18 protein-coding genes are annotated in these 20,221 nt (G+C 73.9%); 4 read left to right on the top strand and 14 right to left on the bottom strand.

Annotated elements, in window-relative coordinates:
- Nucleotides 1–83 precede the first annotated feature (83 nt).
- The 4 genes from SAM23877_RS33135 to SAM23877_RS33120 are packed head-to-tail and all read right to left on the bottom strand — an operon-like array spanning nucleotide 84 to nucleotide 3,030.
- Nucleotides 84–401, bottom strand: a complete 318-nt coding sequence (locus SAM23877_RS33135; RefSeq protein ID WP_053141243.1) for a hypothetical protein — start codon at nucleotides 399–401, stop codon at nucleotides 84–86.
- A 27-nt stretch (nucleotides 402–428) separates the two neighbouring features.
- Nucleotides 429–1,472, bottom strand: coding sequence for an ACP S-malonyltransferase (locus tag SAM23877_RS33130; protein ID WP_053141240.1), 1,044 nt, complete (start codon nucleotides 1,470–1,472; stop codon nucleotides 429–431).
- Complete coding sequence (locus SAM23877_RS33125; protein WP_053141238.1) at nucleotides 1,469–2,755, bottom strand: beta-ketoacyl-[acyl-carrier-protein] synthase family protein; 1,287 nt, start codon at nucleotides 2,753–2,755, stop codon at nucleotides 1,469–1,471. Before SAM23877_RS33125 ends, SAM23877_RS33130 begins: the two co-directional genes overlap by 4 nt.
- Nucleotides 2,752–3,030: an acyl carrier protein gene (locus SAM23877_RS33120; RefSeq protein WP_053141236.1), complete on the bottom strand. Its 279-nt coding sequence runs from the start codon at nucleotides 3,028–3,030 to the stop codon at nucleotides 2,752–2,754. Before SAM23877_RS33120 ends, SAM23877_RS33125 begins: the two co-directional genes overlap by 4 nt.
- 476 nt (nucleotides 3,031–3,506) lie before the next feature.
- Here SAM23877_RS33120 and SAM23877_RS33115 point away from each other — a divergent pair, with 476 nt between their 5' ends.
- Nucleotides 3,507–4,397, top strand: a complete 891-nt coding sequence (locus SAM23877_RS33115; RefSeq protein WP_053141235.1) for a CAP domain-containing protein — start codon at nucleotides 3,507–3,509, stop codon at nucleotides 4,395–4,397.
- A gap of 87 nt (nucleotides 4,398–4,484) precedes the next feature.
- Here the strand turns inward: SAM23877_RS33115 and SAM23877_RS33110 are convergent, their stop codons facing one another.
- Genes SAM23877_RS33110 through SAM23877_RS41540 form a run of 3 tightly spaced genes read right to left on the bottom strand, consistent with a single transcriptional unit; the run spans nucleotide 4,485 to nucleotide 6,810 of the window.
- Nucleotides 4,485–5,801 carry a sensor histidine kinase gene (locus tag SAM23877_RS33110; RefSeq protein WP_053141233.1) on the bottom strand — a complete coding sequence of 439 codons (1,317 nt, stop codon included), beginning with the start codon at nucleotides 5,799–5,801 and terminating at the stop codon, nucleotides 4,485–4,487.
- Nucleotides 5,798–6,487 carry a response regulator transcription factor gene (locus SAM23877_RS33105; RefSeq protein WP_053141231.1) on the bottom strand — a complete coding sequence of 230 codons (690 nt, stop codon included), beginning with the start codon at nucleotides 6,485–6,487 and terminating at the stop codon, nucleotides 5,798–5,800. The genes SAM23877_RS33110 and SAM23877_RS33105 overlap by 4 nt, the downstream gene beginning before the upstream one ends.
- Before the next feature lie 53 nt (nucleotides 6,488–6,540).
- A complete protein-coding gene (locus SAM23877_RS41540; protein ID WP_162492135.1) occupies nucleotides 6,541–6,810 on the bottom strand; it encodes a hypothetical protein in 270 nt (89 codons plus the stop codon).
- 70 nt (nucleotides 6,811–6,880) lie between these two features.
- On the opposite strand from SAM23877_RS41540, the gene SAM23877_RS40100 reads away from it, so the two are divergent.
- Nucleotides 6,881–7,102 (top strand): hypothetical protein, encoded by a 222-nt coding sequence (locus SAM23877_RS40100; protein WP_053141227.1) that lies wholly within the window; start codon nucleotides 6,881–6,883, stop codon nucleotides 7,100–7,102.
- A 78-nt stretch (nucleotides 7,103–7,180) separates the two neighbouring features.
- Here SAM23877_RS40100 and SAM23877_RS33090 read toward each other — a convergent pair whose 3' ends face one another.
- From SAM23877_RS33090 to SAM23877_RS33075, 4 genes are all read right to left on the bottom strand, one after another.
- A complete protein-coding gene (locus tag SAM23877_RS33090; RefSeq protein WP_053141225.1) occupies nucleotides 7,181–8,851 on the bottom strand; it encodes a cellulase family glycosylhydrolase in 1,671 nt (556 codons plus the stop codon).
- Nucleotides 8,852–9,014: 163 nt separating this feature from the next.
- Nucleotides 9,015–10,793 carry a ThuA domain-containing protein gene (locus SAM23877_RS33085; protein WP_053141223.1) on the bottom strand — a complete coding sequence of 593 codons (1,779 nt, stop codon included), beginning with the start codon at nucleotides 10,791–10,793 and terminating at the stop codon, nucleotides 9,015–9,017.
- Between the two features lie 17 nt (nucleotides 10,794–10,810).
- Nucleotides 10,811–13,663: a PQQ-dependent sugar dehydrogenase gene (locus SAM23877_RS33080; RefSeq protein WP_053141220.1), complete on the bottom strand. Its 2,853-nt coding sequence runs from the start codon at nucleotides 13,661–13,663 to the stop codon at nucleotides 10,811–10,813.
- A gap of 242 nt (nucleotides 13,664–13,905) precedes the next feature.
- A complete protein-coding gene (locus SAM23877_RS33075) occupies nucleotides 13,906–15,444 on the bottom strand; it encodes an alpha/beta fold hydrolase (protein WP_053141218.1) in 1,539 nt (512 codons plus the stop codon).
- An 87-nt stretch (nucleotides 15,445–15,531) separates the two neighbouring features.
- Here SAM23877_RS33075 and SAM23877_RS33070 point away from each other — a divergent pair, with 87 nt between their 5' ends.
- Nucleotides 15,532–16,584, top strand: coding sequence for a MerR family transcriptional regulator (locus tag SAM23877_RS33070; RefSeq protein ID WP_053141217.1), 1,053 nt, complete (start codon nucleotides 15,532–15,534; stop codon nucleotides 16,582–16,584).
- Here SAM23877_RS33070 and SAM23877_RS33065 read toward each other — a convergent pair.
- Genes SAM23877_RS33065 through SAM23877_RS33055 form a run of 3 tightly spaced genes read right to left on the bottom strand, consistent with a single transcriptional unit; the run spans nucleotide 16,503 to nucleotide 19,143 of the window.
- Complete coding sequence (locus tag SAM23877_RS33065) at nucleotides 16,503–16,769, bottom strand: hypothetical protein (RefSeq protein WP_053141215.1); 267 nt, start codon at nucleotides 16,767–16,769, stop codon at nucleotides 16,503–16,505. The genes SAM23877_RS33070 and SAM23877_RS33065 overlap by 82 nt on opposite strands.
- A gap of 49 nt (nucleotides 16,770–16,818) precedes the next feature.
- Nucleotides 16,819–17,820 carry an aminoglycoside phosphotransferase family protein gene (locus tag SAM23877_RS33060; protein ID WP_079030579.1) on the bottom strand — a complete coding sequence of 334 codons (1,002 nt, stop codon included), beginning with the start codon at nucleotides 17,818–17,820 and terminating at the stop codon, nucleotides 16,819–16,821.
- 9 nt (nucleotides 17,821–17,829) lie between these two features.
- Entirely contained in the window at nucleotides 17,830–19,143 is a 1,314-nt protein-coding gene (locus tag SAM23877_RS33055; RefSeq protein WP_053141213.1) for an MFS transporter, read from the bottom strand.
- Nucleotides 19,144–19,214: 71 nt separating this feature from the next.
- On the opposite strand from SAM23877_RS33055, the gene SAM23877_RS33050 reads away from it, so the two are divergent.
- Complete coding sequence (locus SAM23877_RS33050; protein WP_053141210.1) at nucleotides 19,215–20,201, top strand: GlxA family transcriptional regulator; 987 nt, start codon at nucleotides 19,215–19,217, stop codon at nucleotides 20,199–20,201.
- Nucleotides 20,202–20,221 lie beyond the last annotated feature (20 nt).

The raw sequence follows: 20,221 nt of genomic DNA, 5'->3' as shown, positions 1-20,221 counted from the left end.
TGTCGGCGCCACCCCCGGTACGCCATGTGAGCCGGGCCACTCATGGCTCGGCCGGGGGCGGTCCGCCGTCGGTCCGGGCGCGGTCAGACGTCGGAGTCGATGCCGGTGACCACCGACGGGCCGAGGGGTGCGCTGCTCTTGTCCAGGCCGACCGCGCGCAGGGCGGAGTCCGCGACCTCGTGGGCGCGGTCCTCCGCCTGGGCGGTGGTGTCCGCTTCCACGGTGAGGCGGATGGTGAAGGTGCCGTCGTCGTTGACCGAGAGGGCGTCCAGGTCCTCCTCGTCCCCCAGGTGGGTGCGGTGCGGGTCGGCCGGGCGCAGCGCCCGGGCCAGCTCGTCCTTCGTGCCGTCCTGGACGGTGCCGGTGAACGTCCCGGGCACCGAGATGACGTACGTCGTCATGGCTGTCCTCCTTCGGGTCCCCTCCGCCTACCCCGATCCGGCCGCGGGACCCCGGCCGTGCGGGCGGCCGTCACCGTGGGCGGTGGTGAGGCGGTGGCGGATGCGGTCGACGTCGGCGGGTGTGCGGGAGGGGGCGGCGGTGGTGCAGCCCGGCAGTGCGGTCCTGGCCAGGGTGGACAGCAGGGCCCGGGGTCCGCTGTCCAGGTACGTGGTGCAGCCGGCGCTGCGCATGGCGTGCAGGGTGCGGTGGAAGGCCATCGGCTCGGTGAGGTGGGCGGCCGCCGCCGCGCGCAGCTCGGCGGCGGTGCGCGCGGGCCGGACCGCGGTGGTGGTGTAGACGGCGAGCGTGGGCGGTGCGACGGGCTGCGCCCGCAGGACGCGGCGGAAGGCACGGTGGACCTCGTGGAGCAGGGGGTGGTGGAAGGCGGTGCGGCTGGTCAGCGGGGTGGCCCGGTGTCCGAGGGCCCTGGTGGTGCGGCGGACGGCGGCCAGCTGGTCGGCGGGGCCGGCCAGGACGGTCTGGGCGGGGGCGTTGCGGGCGGCGATCCGTACCTGGGGCGGGCCGTGCACGCGCAGGACGTCCGCCGCCAGGTCGGCGGGCATGTCGGTGGCCAGCAGGCCGGCCGCCGGCAGCCGGGCGTCCCGCAGCAGCCGGTCCCGTACGTGGAGCAGCCGGACCCCCTGTTCCAGGGTGACGGCACCGGCGACGGTGAGTGCCGCGAGGTCGCCCACGCTGTGGCCGAGCACGGCGTCGACGGGTGGGATCGCCAGGTCGAGCAGGACGGTCGCACAGGCGACGACCGCGGCGTAGGTGGCGAGGTCGAAGGCGAGGGGATCGGTGCGCAGGAGCCGGTCGGGGTCGGGTGCCCCGACGTCGGTGAGGAGGGGCCCGACGGGTGTGCCGGTGCCGCCGGCGGCGGCGCTGTGGGCGTCCACCCCGCGCAGGACGCCGGCGACGGCCGGGACGTCGCGCAGGTGACGCAGCGCGCCCGGGAGGTAGGCCCCCTGGCCGGGGCACATCAGCACGGTGCGCGGTGTGCCGTCGGCGGGAGCCGGGGCGCGGGGTCTCATGAGGCGCCGGCGAACGCGAGCGCGACGTTGTGGCCGCCGAACCCCATGCTGGTGGAGACGGCCGCGAGGGCCCCGGAGGGCAGGGGCGCGGGGGTGCGGCCGACGACGTTCAGGGCGATGTCGGGGTCCACCCGTTCGAGACTGCACGCCGGCGGTGCGGTCCGCTCCCGGACGGCGAGCACGGTGAGGACGGCCTCGATCGCTCCGGCGGCGCCCAGCGTGTGGCCGAGAGCGGCCTTGGTGGCGCTGACCGTGACGTCGGCCAGCGCCTCGGCGAAGACCCTGTGCAGCGCCTGTGCCTCGCCGAGGTCGCCGAGCGGTGTCGAGGTGGCGTGGGCGTTGACGTGCCGGACCTGCTCCGGAAGGAGTCCGGCGTCGCTGAGGGCGGCGTCGACGGCGGCGGCGCAGCCCGTACCGCCGGGTGCGGGCTGGGCGACGTGGTGGCTGTCGTTGGTGATGCCCGCGCCGGTCAGGCGGCCGTGGACGCGGGCGCCGCGGGCGGCGGCGTGCGCCGCGCTCTCGACGACGAGCATGCCGGCCCCCTCACCCATCACGAAGCCGTCCCGGTCGGCGTCGAAGGGCCTGGAGGCGCCCTTGGGGTCGTCCAGGCGCAGGGAGAGCGCCTGGAGCCGCGCGAAGCCGGCCAGGGCGAGCGGGTGCAGCGCGGCCTCGGTGCCGCCGGCGACGACGAGGTCGGCGCGGCCGTCCCGGATCATGCCCAGGGCCTGGACGACCGCCTCGGCACCGGAGGCGCAGGCACTGACCGGGGCGTGGACGCCGGCCTTGGCGCCGACCATGAGCCCCACCTCCGCGGCCGGGTGGTTGGGCAGCATGACGGGGATGGTGCGGGGGCTCACCCGCCCGGCGCCCCGGGTCTGAAGGCGGTGGTTCTGCTCCAGGATGCTGGTGAGCCCGCCCAGCCCGACGCCGACGATCACGGCCACCCGCGAGCCGTCCGCGGCGAGCGACGACGGGTCCGCGAATCCGGCGTCGCGCACGGCTTCCCGGGCCGCGACGAGGGCGAACTGCGCGGAGCGGTCGCAGTGCGCCGCCTTGGCGGACGGCAGGACCGTGCGGGGGTCCACCGCCGCCCGGGCCGCGAGATAGGTCTGCGCGGGGCCGTCCGGCTCCCCGAAGTCGACGCACTCCACGCCGCACGCACCGTCCAGCAGGGCCTGCCAGGTGGAGGCTACGTCGCCGCCCAGCGCGGTCGTCAGTCCCAGCCCGGTGATGACGGCGTCCCGCTCCCGCGGAGCGGGGCCGAAGGCGTGTCGTGGGCTCACGCGGTCCCGCCCGCCGGGGTGGTGACGGCTTCGGCGAGGTGGGCGGCGATCTGTCGCACCGTCGTCAGCCGCTCCGCCTGCTCCTGCGGCACCTCGATCTGCCAGCGGTCCTCGATGGCGGCGATGAGTTCCAGCATGGCCAGCGAGTCGACGCCGAGGTCGTCCTTCAGGGAGGAGTCGGGTCGGATCTCCTCCGTGGAGAGGTCCTCCACGGTCGCGGCCAGCAGTTCGCGCAGTTCGTCGAGGAGCTGTCGTTCATCAGCGGTGGACGGCATGTGCGGTTCCTCCTTGTCCGTGCGCGGCGCACCCGGAGGTGGTGGGCGGGAGGTCCCTGCCTCCTCGGGTGCGCCGACGGTGCACCGGCGACCTGCCGGGTGCACGCCGACAGACTGTCCCGCGCCACGGCCCGGTAAGCGGTTCGTGCGGGGTGACGGCGGAGCATCCGAGGCGTCCGAGGGGCGCCCCGCGGACGCCCAGTCCTCTCTTCACGCTGAAGCGCCCCGCGCCGGCCTTGAGGGTGGTGGGCGGCGAGCCCGTAACGGGCGGAGACCGGCCGGTTCGTCGCCGTCATGCTTCCTCAGCGGACTTTGGCGGCTCTTTTAAGGCTTTCTGAAGATGACCTTCGGACGGCCCTTTCCACGCCGGCCGCGTCCTAGGCTCTCGACCACCCCCCACAGTCCCGGTGGGCGCGGTCGCGTCCACCGGGTACGGGGGTCCGATCAGCCGACAGACAAGCCGAGGTGTCCTGCGCATGGGTTCCCGCCGAGCCGCCCGTCCGTCCCGCTCCCACGCCCGGCCCCGCGGCGGCCTCAGGGCCCGCGGTGCCGCGCTGGCGCTCGGCGCCGTCACGGTGACGGCGGGCGTCGGGATCACCCTGGCCGTCGCCGGGGGCGAGGACGAGGGGGCCGCCGACCGGGTCGCCACCAGCGCCGCCGGTGAGGCGTCGCACGCCGGGGACGCGTCGGGCGGCGCGGCTCCGCTCGCCTCCGCGTCCGCCCGCCCGAGTGCCACGGCGAGCGGTTCACCGAGCGCGAGTGCCGGTCCGAAGGACGACAAGGACAGGGCCAAGACCAAGACCAAGGACGGTGGCGCGCCGGAGAGGACGACGAGCCCGGCCGCCCGGCCGACGACGGCGGCCGCGGCACCCGCGCGGACGACGGCGAAGAGCGGCGGCGACCGGTCGTCCGGCGGTGGCGGTGACACCGGGTCGGGCAGCACCGGCGCGGGCTCGGGATCCGGTTCGGGCTCCGGCGGGTCCGGGGGGCCCGAGGCACAGGTGCTCGCTCTCGTGAACGAGGAGCGGGCCGCGGCGGGCTGCTCGCCGGTCACGGCGAACGACCGGCTGACCCGGGCCGCCGACGACTACAGCGACGTCATGGCGAGCAGCGGTGTGATGTCCCACACGGGTCCCGACGGCTCCACCATGGCGAGCCGGGTCGAGGCCGCGGGTTACCAGTGGTCCGCGCTCGGCGAGAACATAGCCAGGGGGCAGGCGGACGCCGCTTCGGTGATGGAGTCCTGGATGAACAGCTCCGGCCACCGCGCGAACATACTGAACTGCTCGTTCAAGGAACTGGGCGTCGGCGTGCACTTCGGCGACGGCGGCCCCTGGTGGACCCAGGACTTCGGTACCGGCCGCTGACGCCCGTCACCGACCGGACCCGTCCGAAGCCGTCACCGGCCGGACCCGCCCGATTCAGTCTGATCCGGTCCGGTCCGGTCCAGCCCGTCACCGTCCGCCGTGCACACCGGCGAGGCCGAACGACACCCGCACCCGCGCGCCTCCCAGCGGCGCGCGGGTGATCGTCAGTTCGCCGTCCGCCGCCCCCGCCGCCCGGGCCACGATGTCCAGACCGAGACCGGTGGAGCCGCCGACACTCACGCCCCGGGTCAGCGCGGCCTCGGGGTCCGCCACACCCGGCCCGGCGTCGTCGACCGTGAGGAAGACGTGCCGGTCCGCCCGCTCCACGCGGACGGCGAAGGCGGTGCCCTGCGGGGTGTGCCGGAAGACGTTGCCGATCAGGGCGTCGACGACGGCCGCCAGGTCGTCCTCGGGGAAGGCGACGGGTGCCGGGCGCGGTGTGAGGGAGCGCTCGTAGGGCCGGCCCTGCTGGGTGGCGAGCACGGACCAGAAGTCGAGCCGCATGGCGACCACCTCGGCGACGTCGCACGGTTTCGCCGTGGCCGCCCCCGCACCGCCGAGCTGTGCGGCGGCCAGGGGCGTGCGCGCCGCGGCGATGATCGAGTCGAGCTCGCTCTCCAGTTGCCCGGCCGCCTCCGTCACCCGCCGGGCGCTCGGTGTGGCGCCCATCCGGTCGGCCTCCAGGTAGAGGGCGGTCAGGGGGGTGCGCAGCCGGTGGGAGAGGTCGGCGACGAGCTCGCGTTCCACGGCGAGGAGGTCGACGACCCGGTCGGCCATGGTGTTGAACGCGACGCCGGCCTCCTGGAGCTCGGGCGGGCCGTCCGGTTCGACCCGTACGTCGAGGTCGCCGGAGCCGAGGGCCAGCGAGGCGCGCTTGAGACCGCGGGAGGAGCGGACGACGCGGGCACCGAGCCGGTCGGCGACCAGCACGGAGCCGCCGACGAGGCCCAGCGCGAGCAGCGCCATCACGCCCCAGGACGCGGCCACGCCCCGGGTGAGGTCGGCGGCGGGCACGTAGGCCTCCACGACCGCGACCCGGTCGCCGCGCAGGACGACGGGCTGGAGGTAGACCCAGCCGTCCGCGGTGTCCACGGCGAGCGTCTCGCGCCCCCGCACGGCACGGTCGAGCGCGTCCTTCGGCGCGTGCGGGTCGCCGACGAAGCCGCCGTCGGGCAGCCGCACCACGAGCTGGTCGGACGAGCCGAGCTCGGCGACGGCCTGTTGCACGTCGGCGCGCCGGGTGGTGAGGGCGAGCACCGGGGAGAGGGCCGAGGCGCGCTGCTCGGCGACGGTGGTGACCCGGTCGCGGGCCTGTTCGCGGACGAGGAGGGCGAGCGGGATGAGGAACGACAGGGCGACCATCGAGGTGACGGCCAGGGCGATCCCGGCGAGGGCACGTCTCATGGCGAGCTGACCAGCTTGATTCCGATGCCGCGCACGGTGTGGAGATAGCGGGGCTTTCGTGCCTTCTCGCCCAGTTTGCGGCGGAGTGCGGAGAGATGGACGTCCACCGTCTGGTCCTCGAGATACGGCTGCTGCCAGACCTCGGTGAGTATGCGCTGCCGGGAGATGACCTGGTCGGCGTTGGCGGCCAGGTAGGCGAGCAGGTCGAACTCGCGGCGGGTGAGGGACAGCTCCCGGCCGGCCAGGTGCGCGGTGCGCGCGGTGGGGTCGACGCGCAGGTCGGCGACCTGGAGGACGGATCGCCGCGCCGCCCGGACGTCGGCGGGCTCGGACCGGCGCAGGACGGCGGCGAGGCGGGCCGCGAGCTGCCCGCCGGAGAAGGGCTTGACCATGTAGTCGTCGGCCCCCGCGTTGAGCAGCCGGATGATCTCCGTCTCGTCGTCACGCGCGGTGGCGACCAGCACCGGGACGCGGGAGATGCCGCGGATCATCCGCAGCACGTCCAGTCCGTCGAGGTCGGGCAGCCCGAGGTCGAGCACCACGATGTCCGGGGGGCTCTGCGTGATGTCGCGCAACGCCTCGAAACCCTGGTGAGCGGTCTTCACCGCGTAGCCGTGCCCGGTCAGGACCTCGATCAGCGCGGCCCGGATCACAGGGTCGTCCTCGACGACAAGTACGGAGGCCATGGGCAGGCACGTTAGCCGGTCCGTCACTATGGTGTCGTGTCCCGCCTCCTGCGCTACCTGATCATCTGGCTGTCGTGCACGGCCGCCAGTGTCACGGCCGTCATCATCACGATCCACTTCGTGGTGGGCTCGACGCGGCCTACGGCGCCGGTCGCGCAGTCGGCGCCGCAGGAGCTCGCCGCGCCGTCGGCGGCCCCGCGGCCCTCCCCGTCCAGGTCCCGGACGCCCTCCCCCAGCCCGTCGGCCACCAGCCGGAAGCCCAGTCCGACGCCGTCCCGGACCAGCGAGAAGCCGGCCGACCCGGGTCCGACACCGACGCCCACCGCCCGCACCACACCCCCGCGGGTCCCCGCGGGCGGGGGCGACCTCGGGTGCGAGGACGGCGGGGCCGGTGTGTACACCGTGCCGTCGGAGGGCGGCAAGGTCACCGTGCGGTTCGGCGGCAGCGGCGTGTGCCTGATCTCCGCCGTGCCGAACCAGGGCTACACCGTGGGCACGAGCCAGAGCGATCCGCGGACGCTGACGGTGACGTTCTCGGCGAGCCGCCACCGGTCGGAGGTGACGGCGACGACGGAGCCGCGGAGCCAGGCCAGTGTCCGCGAGGTGTCCTTCTGAGGCCGCCCGCCCGTCGGGGACCGGTGCCGGCCGGCGCGGACACCCGCGGGGCCGCCGCCGGCCGGCGAGACGCTCCGGTCACGTCGTCGCGCAGGCCGCCCCGTTGAGGCCGAACGCGGTCGGGGCGGTGTTGGAGGCGCCCTTCCCGGCGGTGAACCCGAGGGTCACCGTGCCGCCGGCCGGGACGGTGGCGGTGTAGGAGGCCGGGGTGACCCTCACGGTGCCCCCGTTCTGGGCCGGGGTCCCTCCCCACATGTTCGTGATCCTCTGTCCGTCGGCGAACGCGAAGGTCAGCGTCCACGGGCCGATGGGTGCGGTGCCCGTGTTGCGGACGGCGATCTCGCCCTGGAAGCCGCCGGGCCACTCGCCCACGACGCGGTAGCCCACCGAGCACGCGGCGCCGGGGGTGCCGCCGCCCTCGTCGGTGGTGACGTCCACGGTGGCGGAGCGGGCCGAGCGGTTGCCGGCCGCGTCACGGGCGTAGACGGCGAAGGTGTACGCGGTGTCCGGGGTGAGGCCCGTCACGGTGGCGGTGCTGGTGGTGGAGGCGACGGCCGGGGTCTCGCCGCCGGCGGCGACCCGGACCACGTCGTAGCCGGTGACGCCCACGTCGTCGGTGGCCGCGGTCCAGCCGAGGGTGACGGAGGTGTCCGTGACGGCGGTGGCGGCCGGGGTGCCGGGAGCCGTCGGGGCCCGGGTGTCGCCGGGGCCGCCGCCGAAGACCGTCGCCTCCCGCGAGGTCCGGGCGATACCGTTCGCGCCGTTGAAGATGCGCTCGCCCCAGGAGCTGAGCCGGCTGGGGTCGAAGTCGATCGCGAGGTCGAGGACCGGGTCGGTGTTGCCGCTCCAGGACCAGGCCAGGTAGCCGAGGTCGAGCCGCTCGGCGGCGGCCATCATGGTGTCCTCGTCCGGGTCCCCCCACTGGTCGGCGGGGCCGCCGAACTCTCCGATGACAAGCGGCAGTCCGGCGTCCACGAAGGCGTTCAGGTAGTCGGTGATCTCCTGCGCGGTGTCGTAGACGCTGTACATGTGGATGGAGAAGATCAGGTTGCCGGTGGTGTCGGCGTCGTAGACGGTCCGGGCGTTGGCCTTCATCACGCCCTGCCAGTCCTGACCCCAGTTGGGGGCGTCCACCATGATGGTGTGCTGGAAGCCGGCCGCGCGGAGCTTCTCGACCGCCGCGACGGTCGGTGCGGTCCAGCCGGCCGGGTCGGTGTTGCCCCAGGGCTCGTTGCCGATGTTGACGATGACGTAGTCCTCCTCACCGGCGAGCACGTCCTTGAGGCCGATCCAGTAGTCGGCGGCGTGGTCGAGCGTGCCCGCCGCGGCGTCCTCCCCGTAGCCCGTGGTGTCGTGCACCTCCAGCACGCAGATCAGCCGGTTGGCCTTGCAGTCCGCGACGACGGCGGCCACGTCGGCCGGGCTGTTCTCGGACCAGCGGTGACCGTCGGAGAGGACGACCCGGACGGTGTTGGCGCCCTTCGCCTTGATGTCGGCGAGCGACTGCGTCTCACCCGGGTACCAGGTGTGGGCGTGGTTGACCCCGCGCATGACGAAGTCGTTGCCGTTGCCTTCCAGCAGCCTGCCGTCGCTGATGTGCAGGCCGACGGCCTGGGCGGCGGGCGCCTGGGCCAGGGCGACGGACGGGCAGAGGGCGCCGACGACGACCAGCCCGATCAGGGTGGCCAGTCCGGCGAGCAGACGGGCGAGGCTCTTGCTCTTCGCTAAGGGCTGTTGTGCGGTACGCACGGCGACTCCAGGGGGCGAGTAGTGCGGACACGGTGGACACGGAGCTGTGGGAGCGCTCCCATAGAACTCAGGCGTCACGTACACGTCAAGCCCTCGGGCAGAAAACGCTTGCCGGCCGCCCGGTTCCCGGGCGGCCGGCAGCCGACTCACCTGACGGCACGCGTCAGGGCAGGGTCCACTTCTGGTTCGGTCCGGTGTGGCAGGACCACAGGTGCACGGCCGTGCCGTCGTTCCACGTGCCGCCCGACGCGTCCAGGCACTTGCCCGACTGCGGGTTGCGCACGGTGCCGTCCGACTGCGCCGCCCACCGCTGCGCACCCGAACCGTTGCACGTCCACAACTGGACGCGCGTACCGTCCGCGCTCCCTCCGCCCGACACGTCCAGGCACTTGCCCAGCGCCTTCAGCGCACCGTCACCGGCGACCGTCCAGCTCTGCGCCGCACTTCCGTTGCACGTCCACACCTGCACCTTCGTGCCGTCCGCAGTGCCGGCGTTGTCCACGTCCAGGCACTTGCCGTTCACCCCCTTCACCGCGCCGGAGCGCGGTCCGGTGGGCGGCGTCCCCGCGCGCTTGACGCGGATGTCGCGGAAGGCCACCTCGTCACCGTCCCCGTGGTTCTGGAGTCCGATGTGCCCCTGCCGCAGGCTCCGCGCCGGGTCGGTGTTGGTGAAATCGTTGATCTTCGAGCCGTTGAGGAAGATCTCCAGCCGCTCTCCGGTGACGCGGAGTTCGTAGGTGTTCCACTCCCCCGGCGGATTCAGCGCGGCGTCCCGTGCGGGGAGGTCCGCCGACCTGAAGCCGTAGACGGCGCCCGTGGTCCGGTCGGCCGCGTCCGTGGCGTCGATCTGGATCTCGTAGCCGTTGTTCACCGCCGACCAGGGGTCGCCGGAGGCCGGGAAGCCGACGAAGACTCCGGAGTTGTCGTCCCCGGCCGCCTTCCAGTCCAGCTTGAGGGAGTAGTCGCCGGTGAACTCCTCGGCGGCGTACCAGAGCATCCCCAGCCCGCCGTGGGAGGTGAGGGTGCCGTCGGCGAGGGTGAACCCGCCGGGGCCCGCCTGCTGCCAGCCGGTGGTGCCGGAGCCGTCGAACAGGGAGGTGTAGCCGCTCTCCGGACGGCAGTCGGCGTCGGTCATCCCCGCCGCCCAGCGGATGCCGCCCAGCAGGTGCCGGCGGAAGGCGGCATCGGTGTACGACTCGTCGGTGTGGCCGCCGCCGGTGTAGAAGGCCCGGCCGCCCTCGTAGTCCTTGCACCAGGCGATCGGGTGGTCGCCGTTCATGTTCCCTCCCGAGTAGCTGGACTCGTCGAGCGAGGCCAGCACCCGGGCGGTGGTCCGCGGGTTGGTGCGGTAGTTGTACCACTCGTCGGTCCGCTGCCAGGTGGTGCCGAGGTGTGCGGTGGCGTCGTGCGCCCGGTCCTCGATCTCGACGGTCGCGGACTGGATGGCGGGGTGCGAGTGGAAGAGGGCACCCGCCAGTCCCTCGTAGAAGGGCCAGTCGTACTCGGTGTCGGCGGCGGCGTGGATGCCGACGTAGCCCCCGCCGCCGTTGAGGTACCGCTCGAACGCCGTCTGCTGGGCGTCACCCAGCACGTCGCCGGTCGTCGAGAGGAAGACGACCGCCTTGTACTGGGCGAGGTTGCCGGCGGTGAAGGCCCCCGGGTCCTCGGTGGCGTCCACCGTGAAGTTGTTCGCGGTGCCGAGGCTTCGCAGGGCGGTGATGCCGTCGTCGATCGAGGAGTGCCGGAAGCCCGCCGTCCGGGAGAAGACGAGGACCTTGTACGCGGGGTCGGCCGCGGCCTGTGCCGCGGTGTCCGGGCCCGCCTGAACGGTGGTGCGGGCGGTCTCGCCGGACGTGGTTCCGGGGAGCGCGACGGCCTGCGGGGTGAGGCACAGCAGGGCGCCGGCGAACAGTCCGAGGGCCGCTTTCAGGTGATTGCGCATGTACGGTCGCCTCCTTTCTACGGCAGGGTCCACTTCTGGTTGGGTCCGGTGTGGCAGCTCCACAGGTGCACGGCCGTGCCGTCGTTCCAGGTGCCGCCCGAGGCGTCCAGGCACTTGCCCGACTGCGGGTTGCGCACGGTGCCGTCCGACTGCGCCGCCCACTGCTGCGCACCCGAGCCGTTGCACGTCCACAGCTGCACCTTCGTGCCGTCCGCCGTGCCGCCACCGGACACGTCCAGGCACTTGCCCAGCGCCTTCAGCGCACCGTCACCGGCGACCGTCCAGCTCTGCGCCGCACTTCCGTTGCACGTCCACACCTGCACCTTCGTGCCGTCCGCGGTGCCGGCGTTGTCCACGTCCAGGCACTTGCCGTTCACCCCCTTCACCGCACCCGTGCGGGAACTCCCGCCGGACGTGGAGAAGGAGAACTCGTCCACGTCGAAGAGCGAGCCGCTGCCGCCCTTGAAGACCAGGTGGAGGGTGGTGGAGCCGGTGGGCTGGTTGCTCAGTGCGGCCGTCACGTCCTGGAACGTCTCCCACCCGCCGGTGACCGGTACCGTCGCCGTGCCGAGCAGCGTGCCGGTCGGGGAGCCCGCGCGCACCTCGATGGTGCCGCCGGTTCCCGCGGAGGAGACCCGGGCGGTGAAGGTGGTGGTGTTGCCGAGGGCGTACGGCTGGAAGGAGATCCAGTCACCGTTCTCGATGTGACCGACGGTCCTGCCGCCGTGCGCCGGAGTGTGGGTGACGACCTGGACGCCCGAGGAGTTCCCGTAGTGCTCGGCCTGCCGGTGGCTGGGCTGGGTGATGTGCTGGTCGTGGGTGGTGAGCGCGGGCTGGCCGTTCGCGCCCTTGTCGGTGTACTCGGCGTCGATGACGCCGAAGATGTTGGCGTTGGGGTCGTGTTCGCCGTCCGCCAGGGTCCGCAGGGTGCCGGTGCAGCCGGTGGCCGAGGTTTGCGGGTGCCCGTGGCTGTCGTGTCCCACGATGAAGGTGACCTTCACCTTGGCGCAGTCGATGGTGCCGTCCTCGGGGTCGGTCACCGTCACCTTGAACGGGATGGCGGCGCCGAAGTCGTAGACGCTCCCGTCGGCCGGCAGGTCGAGCCGCACCGTGGGAGCGGTGTTGCCGACCGTGATCCGCACGGAGGCCGTGGCGGACTTGCCCGTCGTGTCCGTGACCTTCAGCGTGGCCGTGTACTGGCCGTTGGTGGCGTAGGTGTGAGACGGGTTGGCCTGGGTGGAGGTGGCGCCGTCGCCGAAGTCCCAGGAGTGGGTGAGGGCGTCGCCGTCGGCGTCGGAGCTGCCCGCGGAGGAGAAGGTCACCGCGAGCGGCGCCTTGCCGGAGGTGGTGTTCGCCCCGGCCTGGGCCACCGGGGCGTGGCCGCCGGTGACGTGCTCGATACGGTACAGGGCGGAGTTGGCGTCACCGTTGAAGTAGCCGGTGCCGTAGTCGAGGACGTACAGGGCGCCGTCCGGGCCGAAGGCCATGTCCATCACCTGGGTGCCGCTCCAGGGGAAGGAGTTGATGGACTGCACGGTTCCGTCGCCGCCCGCCTCGACGCGCTTGATCCAGCGGCGGCCGAACTCGCCGGCGAAGAAGTCGCCGTCGTACTCCTCGGGGAACTTCACCTCGGAGGTGGAGTTCGCGTCGTAGCGGTAGACGGGGCCGCCCATCGGTGACTCGGAGCCGTTGCCGAACTCGGGTACGGAACCACCGTCGTAGGGGATCCAGGCGGGCTGGACCGGAGGCAGGTCGGTCAGACCGGTGTTGCGCGGGGAGGTGTTCTTCGGCGCGGCGCAGTTGAAGGCGGCACCCGACGCGCCGGAGGCGAAGTCGTGGTCGACGTAGGCGTCGTTGTCGCCGGTGCAGTAGGGCCAGCCGAAGTTGCCCGCCTTGGTGACGCGGTTGAACTCGACCTGTCCGGCCGGTCCCCGGGAGGCGCTCGCGGTGCCCGCGTCCGGGCCGTAGTCACCGACGTAGACGGTCCCGGTGGCCTTGTCGACGCTCATCCGGAAGGGGTTGCGGAAGCCCATGGCGTAGATCTCGGGCCGGGTCCTGGCGGTGCCCGGGGCGAAGAGGTTGCCGGACGGGATGCCGTAGGACCCGTCGGCGTTCACCTTGATGCGCAGGATCTTGCCGCGCAGGTCGTTGGTGTTGCCGGAGGAACGCTGGGCGTCGTACGCGGGGTTGCGCGAGGCCCGCTCGTCGATGGGGGTGTAGCCGTCGGAGGCGAAGGGGTTGGTGTCGTCGCCCGTCGACAGGTAGAGGTTGCCGGCCGCGTCGAAGTCGATGTCGCCGCCGACGTGGCAGCACAGGCCGCGGGAGGCGGGCACGTCGAGGATCTTCTTCTCGCTGCCGGTGTCCAGGGTGCCGTCGGTCCGCAGGACGAACCGGGAGAGCCGGTTGACCCCGTCGAACGGGGCGAAGTCGGCGGCCGTTCCGTCGGCCGGCGCGTCACCGGCGGGGGTGCTCAGCTTCGGGGCGTAGTACAGGTAGACGAAGCGGTTGGTCCGGAAGCCGGGGTCCGCTGCGACGCCCTGCAGCCCTTCCTCGTCGTGGCTGTAGACGTCCAGTTTGCCCGCCACGGCGGTGTTGCCCGCCGGGTCGGTCAGCCGGAGCGTGCCGTCGCGCGAGGTGTGCAGCACCGAGCGGTCCGGCAGGACGGCCAGCGTCATGGGCTCGCCGGTCTCGGCCACACCCTTGGCGAGGGTGACCTGTTGGAACTCCTCGGCCGCCGCGGCCTCGGCCGCGCCGCCCGGTTCCGCCGGGGCCGCGGTGGCCGGGCTCATCGGCAGCGCCAGGCCGATGGCACACGCCAGGGCCGGCAGCAGGGAGCGGACACGTCTGTGTCCGCGCGGTCTCGTGCGCACAGAGTTCTCCCGGGGAGTGAGGGGTGGCGGCAGCCGTGCGAGGTCTGCCGTGAGGGAGTACGGGCGCGCGCCGTCGCGCCGTCGAGCACCGGTCGGGAGAGGTCTATGACCGGTTCATTTCAAGGAAGTTAGCGGCCTTGGTCCGAACCTGTAACCCCCTTCTCCGCAAGATCTCGAATCTTTTTCCGTCGAGGGGACAAAGTGCCTGGACGGCCTCGGCCGGGGCGGGGGGACCGGGTCGGTCAGGGGGTGTCCCGCCGGGCGGCGACACGGTCCAGAACCGACCGCATCGCGCGCTGGACGGCCTTCCGGGACTCGTCGGTGCGGTCGACGGTCTCGAAGGAGTGGTGTCCGTGCGGTACGTCGATCACCTCCACGTCGGCCCCGCGGTCCCCGGCCGCTGCCAGGAACTCCTCGACGGTGGCGGCGATCTCGGGCATCTCCAGTCCGACGCGGGTCAGTACGACGGGCAGGGCTCCGGCATCCGCCACCGCTCGCGCCGGGTGGAACCGGGTGCCGGACAGGCCCCAGTTGGGCAGCGGTACGAGGACGGGGTAGGTGACCGCCAGACAGCGCAGCCACGCCGGGGGCGCGGCGAGCCAGTCGGCCGCGATCAGACCCCCGCCCGAGAAGAACCAGAGCGCGATCCGGTCCCCGTCCACCCTCGGGTCGGCCCGGACCGACTCCACCGCGGCGGCCACGTCCGCGGCGGCCCGCTCGAAGTCGGCCAGGTCGTGGAGACGGTGGTCGACGACCGCGCCCACCGCGCCGCCCGCCGCCGCGCAGCGCGCGTAGCCCGTCAGGGTCGGCCAGTCCCTCGGCGTGGGCCGGGCGTCGGCGGGGACGGGCCCGCCGTGCACGAACAGCACCGCGGGCCTCGGCTCGTCGGCGTCGGGCAGGTGGAGGTCGACCCTCCCGTGCCGCTCCCGGGGCGCTTCGGGCACGTCGAGCAGGAACGGCCGCAGGTGTGCCGGTGGAGCCGCCGCGTCGGCGGGGACCAGCCGGTGCCCCTCGCCGGCCGCGGCCCGCAGCAGGACGTCCGCCAGCTCCGCGGGGCGGGAGAGCATCGGCCAGTGCCCGGTGGGGAGTTCGAAGAAGGTGACCCGCGGGTCGGTGAGGGCTTGCAGCGCGGGGTCGCCGAAGCCCACCAGCATCTGCACCGTCTCGATGCTCGCGCCGTTCTCCGTGCACAGCACGCCGGTGGTGGGCACCGCGTGCACGGCGCCGGTCAGGCGCAGCGGCTGGAGCAGGGTGCCGAGCGGCTGCGGCGCGGCTAGTGCGGTGAGCCGGTCGAGCGCCGTGCCGGAGACGCCCTCGGTGCTGCCCCACAGCCGCCACTCGTCGTGCCCGGTGGGGGGCGGCAGCATCTCGCCGGCCCCCTGGTGCCCGCCCGCCCCGGCCAGCCGTGCGCGCAGGGACTGGTCGGGCACCGCGGCCAGGGCCGGGGCGCCGTCCCTGGGCATGCCGGAGTCCAGGTACACGATCCGGTCGACCCGCTGTGCCCTCCGGTCGGCGGCGCCGAGCGCGGGATGGATGCCGTAGTCGTGGCCGACCAGCACGATCTTCCGGTCCGTCGCCGTGCCGACCGAGTCGATCACCGCGAGGACGTCCGCGATGTGGGTCTCCAGGTCGATGCCGCTCGTCGGCGCGGTGCGCGGCCCCTCCGTCCCGGTGAGGGCGACCGGGTGCACCTCGGCGCCCGCGGCGGTCAGTCGTGCGGCGGTCTCCTGCCAGACGTGGGTACCGGTGAACATGCCCGACACCAGGACGAACGCGGTCATGGTCGCTCCTTCGCGCCTCTGCGGGCCGGCCCGATCACCGGCCCGCGCTCGCCGGTACGGTAGGAACTCCCCCTGAGGGAGGTTCAAGTGATCACGCCGGACGACGGTCGGTGCGGCATCGGTGAACTCGCCGAACAGGCGGGTGTCACCGTCAAGACGGTCCGTTTCTACTCCGATCGCGGACTGCTGCCGGAGGCCTCCCGCAGCGCCGGCGGACACCGGCGGTACGGCCACGAGGCGCTCGACCGGCTGCGGCTGATCCGGTCCCTGCGCGCTCTCGGTCTGTCGGTTCCCGAGGTGGGCCGGATCCTCGACGAGGAGGACGACCCGTGCGGCGCGGACGCGGTGGGCGGCGCGCTGGAGGCCGCCGTCGCCGGGCGGCTGCGCGAACTCGGCTCCGAACTCAGGGCGTTGCGCTGGCGGGAGGCGGCGCTGCGGCTGGTGCAGGAGTGCGCGCCCGGGGAGCGGCCGGACCGGCTGCGGCTGATCGGCGCCGCGAGCGTCCCGCCCAGCACGGCCCCGCTGGTCCGGTTCTGGCGCGGCTGGCTGCCCCCGCGGATGCCGGCCCGGTCCACCGGTGCCTTCCTGGAGGTGGCGGTGCCGAGGCCGCCCGACGATCCGGCCCCGGCCCAGGTCCTCGCCTTCGCGCGCCTCAACGCCCTCGTCCTCGCCCCCTGTCCGGGTACCGCGCGGCCCCAGCCCGAGGCGCACCGGGTGGCCGGCGCCCGGGGCGCCGCCGTGCTGTACGAAGGGCTGGCGGAGGCGTACGAGCTGGCGGGCGTCCACATGCGCCGGGACCGGCCCCCGGGTCCCGGCGAGGCGCTGGACGGCTTCGTCGCCGCGTACACGAGCGCGTACGGCGTCCGGGACACTCCGGACTTCCGCCGCCGGCTGGCCCGGCAGCTCCCGGCAGACCCGCGGATCGACCGCTACTGGGAGCTGGTCGCCGAGGTGACCACCCCGCCGGGGCGTCGGCCCGAGCCGAGCCCCGGCTCCGCGCACGACTGGCTGCTCGCGGCCCTGCTCGGGGAGACGGGGGCGCCGCCGGCGACGGGAGGTCAGGGCACGTCGCCCCGCCAGTCGAACCGCAGGCGGTCGTCCGGCCGCGGACCATACGCGGAGCGTCCGCCCGGGCCGTAGCGGCCTATCTCCGTGGCCAGTACCACTCCCCTGCCCCGCTCGCGCTCCGTGAGGTCCGTGACGTCCAGGAGCAGACCGTCCAGCGGGCCGCCGACCAACTGGACGTAGACGCGACCGGCCCGCGGCCCGGGGCTGTCGTGGTCGGCGCCGTAGACCCTGCCGCGCATGAACTCCACCTCATCCATGACACGCAGCCTCGCATCCGCCACTGACAACGCCTGCCGGGCGGCGTCCTCACCACGGCGGGTCGTCGAGCAGTTCCAGCAGGCAGCGGGCGCCCTCCCCGGCGACCTGCGCCGCCGCGGCACCGGACGTGCCGGGGAACAGCCTGCCGTAGGCTCCGGCCCGGCTCAGGGCGCTCAGCCGCCAGGCGAGGACCACCGCACGCCGTAGCTCCGCCGTGCTGCGCCCGGCGCCCGTCCACGGCTCCAGGTAGGCGTCCCGCAGGCGCGGCAGCACCCGCGGCCCGTACCGCTCGAGGGCCCGGCGGGCGGGGACCGTCAGGCTGCAGAAGGGGTGGGAGACGACCGCGTCCCCCCAGTCGAAGAAGGTGAACCCGCCCGGCGCGGGGTGGAAGAGCTGGCCGTCGTGCAGGTCGACGTGGTCGAGGGAGTCGGGGACGCCCACGGCCGCGAGTTCCTCGCACCACTCCTTGACGCGGGGGCGCACTCCCCCGAGTCCCGCGCGCTCCTCGGGCCGCAGCGGGGTGTCGTCGAGCCGGTCGAGGACGTCGGGCAGCGTGGTGACCGGCAGGTACGGGACTCCCAGCCGTTCGATCTCCGGCACGCGCGAGGTCAGGGCGTGCTGCATGGCGGCGTACTGGCGCAGCAGCTCCTCCCAGAGGGCGGGGCCGGTCGTCTCCCGGTCGAGTACGTCCCGCAGCAGCCGCCCTCCGTCGGGCAGCAGCGACCAGCCCCGGTCGGCGTCCACCGCCAGGGGCTCCAGCACGTGCTGCGGCACCCAGCGGGACAGCGCGGCGGTCAGCGCGCCCTCGAAGGCACCGGCCGGCGGGTTCGCCTTGAACCACACCGCGCCGCGTCCCGGGACGGGCAGCCTCACCAGGACGGACCAGGGACGCAGCCGCACCCGCCACTCCCCCGCCGGCCGCAGCCCCCGGGCGGTGAGCTCGCCCTCCACCCAGCCGACGGCGGCGGCCCGCCAGGCCTCGTCCTCCCAGGGGGTCACGGCGTCCTGGAACCGTCCCCGGTCCACCACCACCGACGTCTCCTCGCGCATCAGCTCATCTCAGCACCTGGTTCCGGGCGCGGCCAGCGCTTTTCGCCCGCGTCGGGGCACGCTCACGCCGGGCGTACGGCGGACGGTGAGCGCGAGGAGGGCCGCGGCGGCGCACGCCGCGCCGAGGACGGTCCACACCGGGTCGTAGCCGGCGAACGCGTCACGGGCGACGCCGCCCAGGAAGGCGGCCAGGGCGGCACCGACCTGGTGCGCGGCGTTGGTCCAGCCGAAGACGATGGCGCTGTCGTCACCCCAGAACGTGCGGCACAGGGCGATGACGGGAGGCACCGTGGCGAGGTCGAGGAGCCCGAAGAGGACGACGAAGGCCATCATGGGCGGCGTCACGGTCGCGCTCATGAGGGCGGGCAGCGCGACGAGGAGCAGACCGCGTGCGGTGAGGACGACGGCCAGCAGCCTGCGCGGGTCCAGCCGGTCGGTGAGCCATCCGGCGGCGACGGTGCCGGCGACGTTGAAGACGCCTATCAGGGCCAGCAGGGTCGAGGCGGTGGTGACTGGCATGCCGTGGTCGTGGGCGGCGGGGGCGAAGTGCGTCCACATCACGCCATTGGTCGAGGCACCGCAGACGGCGAACGCGGTGGCGAGCAGCCAGAAGGGGGCGGTGTGCGCGGCGTCGCGCAGAACGGCGAGGGCGCGCCGCGCCGCGCCGGGGACGGGGGCCGGCTTGGGGACGAAGGCGGGGCTGCCGTAGGGGTGGTGTCCGCTGTCGGCGGGGTGGTCGCCGAGGGTGCACCGGACCAGGAGCAGGGTGACCAGTGCGGCGACGGCGAGCGTGACCAGCGACGGGCGCCAGCCGTGGTGGTCGATGGTCCAGGACAGGGCGGGCAGGAAGACCATCTGCCCGAGGACGCCGGCCGAGGAGAGGATGCCGGTGACCAGGCCGCGGCGGGTGGTGAACCAGCGGTTCGCGACGGTGGTGGCGAGGGTCATGGACAGCGCTCCGGTGCCGAGGCCCACCAGGAGGCCCCAGCAGAGGGTGAACTGCCAGGCGGCGTCCATGACGGTGGTGAGCAGTGCTCCTGCGGTGACGACGCCGAGGGCGGTGACGACGATCCGCCGGACGCCGAAGCGGTCCATCAGGGAGGCGGCGAACGGGGCGGTGAGGCCGTACAGGACCATGTTCACCGACGCGGCGAGGCCGAGGGAACCGCGGGACCAGTGGAACTCGCCGTGCAGCGGGCCCTGGAGGATGCCGGGCATGGTGGAGAAGGCACCGGCGACGACGATCGTGGCCGCGGTGACGGCTGCCGTCCACCAGGCGCGGTGCCCGGGGAGGACGCGGGGGTGTCGGGTCGTGGGGCGCATGCGCCCCACCCTTCGCCGGACGCGGACCACAGACCACTGGCCAGATGGACAGTGAGTGAAAGAATCTGGTCATGAGTGATGAGCGAGGACGGGCGCCGCACCGGGTGGTGGTGTTCGTGCGTCCCGGGTTGCTGCCGATGGAACTGGGGATCGTGCACCGCCTCTTCGGGACGGCCGCCGACGAGGACGGACGGCCGTTGTACTCGGTCCTCACGTGCGCGACCGCGCCGGGCGAGGTCGCCACCGACACGGACTTCAGCGTGCACGTCCCGCACGGGCCGAAGGTCCTGGAGAGCGCCGACACGGTGGTGGTACCGGCGGCCGTGGAGGACTACGGGCCGCAGCGGCGGGGGCGGCTGGCCGCTCCGGTGCGGGCGGCCCTGGAGCGGGTTCCGGCCTCGGCCCGGCTGGCGTCCATCTGCACCGGCTCCTTCGTGCTGGCCGCGACCGGCGCGCTGGAGGGGCGTCGGGCCACGACGCACTGGAAGTCGTGCGCCGAACTGGCCTCGCTGTATCCGGAGGTGGACGTCGATCCGGACGTGCTCTACACGGACGACCGCGGCGTGCTCACCTCGGCCGGCGTCGCCGCCGGGATCGATCTGTGCCTGCACATGATCCGCGAGGACCACGGTGTGGAGGTCGCGAACCGGGTGGCGCGCGGGACCGTGGTGCCACCGCACCGCGAGGGGGGCCAGGCGCAGTACGTCGACCGGCCGGCCCCGCAGGCCGACGGCGCCTCCACGGCCGCCGCCCGCACCTACGCGCTCCAGCGGCTGGGCGAGCCGCTCACCCTGGAGGACCTCGCACGGCAGGCGGCGATGAGCGTGCGGACCCTCAACCGGCGCTTCCGGCAGGAGACCGGGGTGACGCCCATGCAGTGGCTCGGCCGGCAGCGACTCGACTACGCACGGCGGCTGCTGGAGCGCAGCGACGAGCCGGTCGACCGCATCGCCGCCCGCGCCGGGTTCGGCACCGGGACGGCGATGCGCCAGCATTTCCGCGAGGCGCTGGGTGTGTCGCCGCGGGCGTACCGCAACACCTTCCGCGGGACGGCGTAGTCCGAGGGTGTCCGGGCCGG

This window comes from Streptomyces ambofaciens ATCC 23877 (genome assembly GCF_001267885.1).
Taxonomy (GTDB): Bacteria; Actinomycetota; Actinomycetes; order Streptomycetales; family Streptomycetaceae; genus Streptomyces; species Streptomyces ambofaciens.
This window is presented reverse-complemented; position numbering and strand designations above follow the sequence as displayed.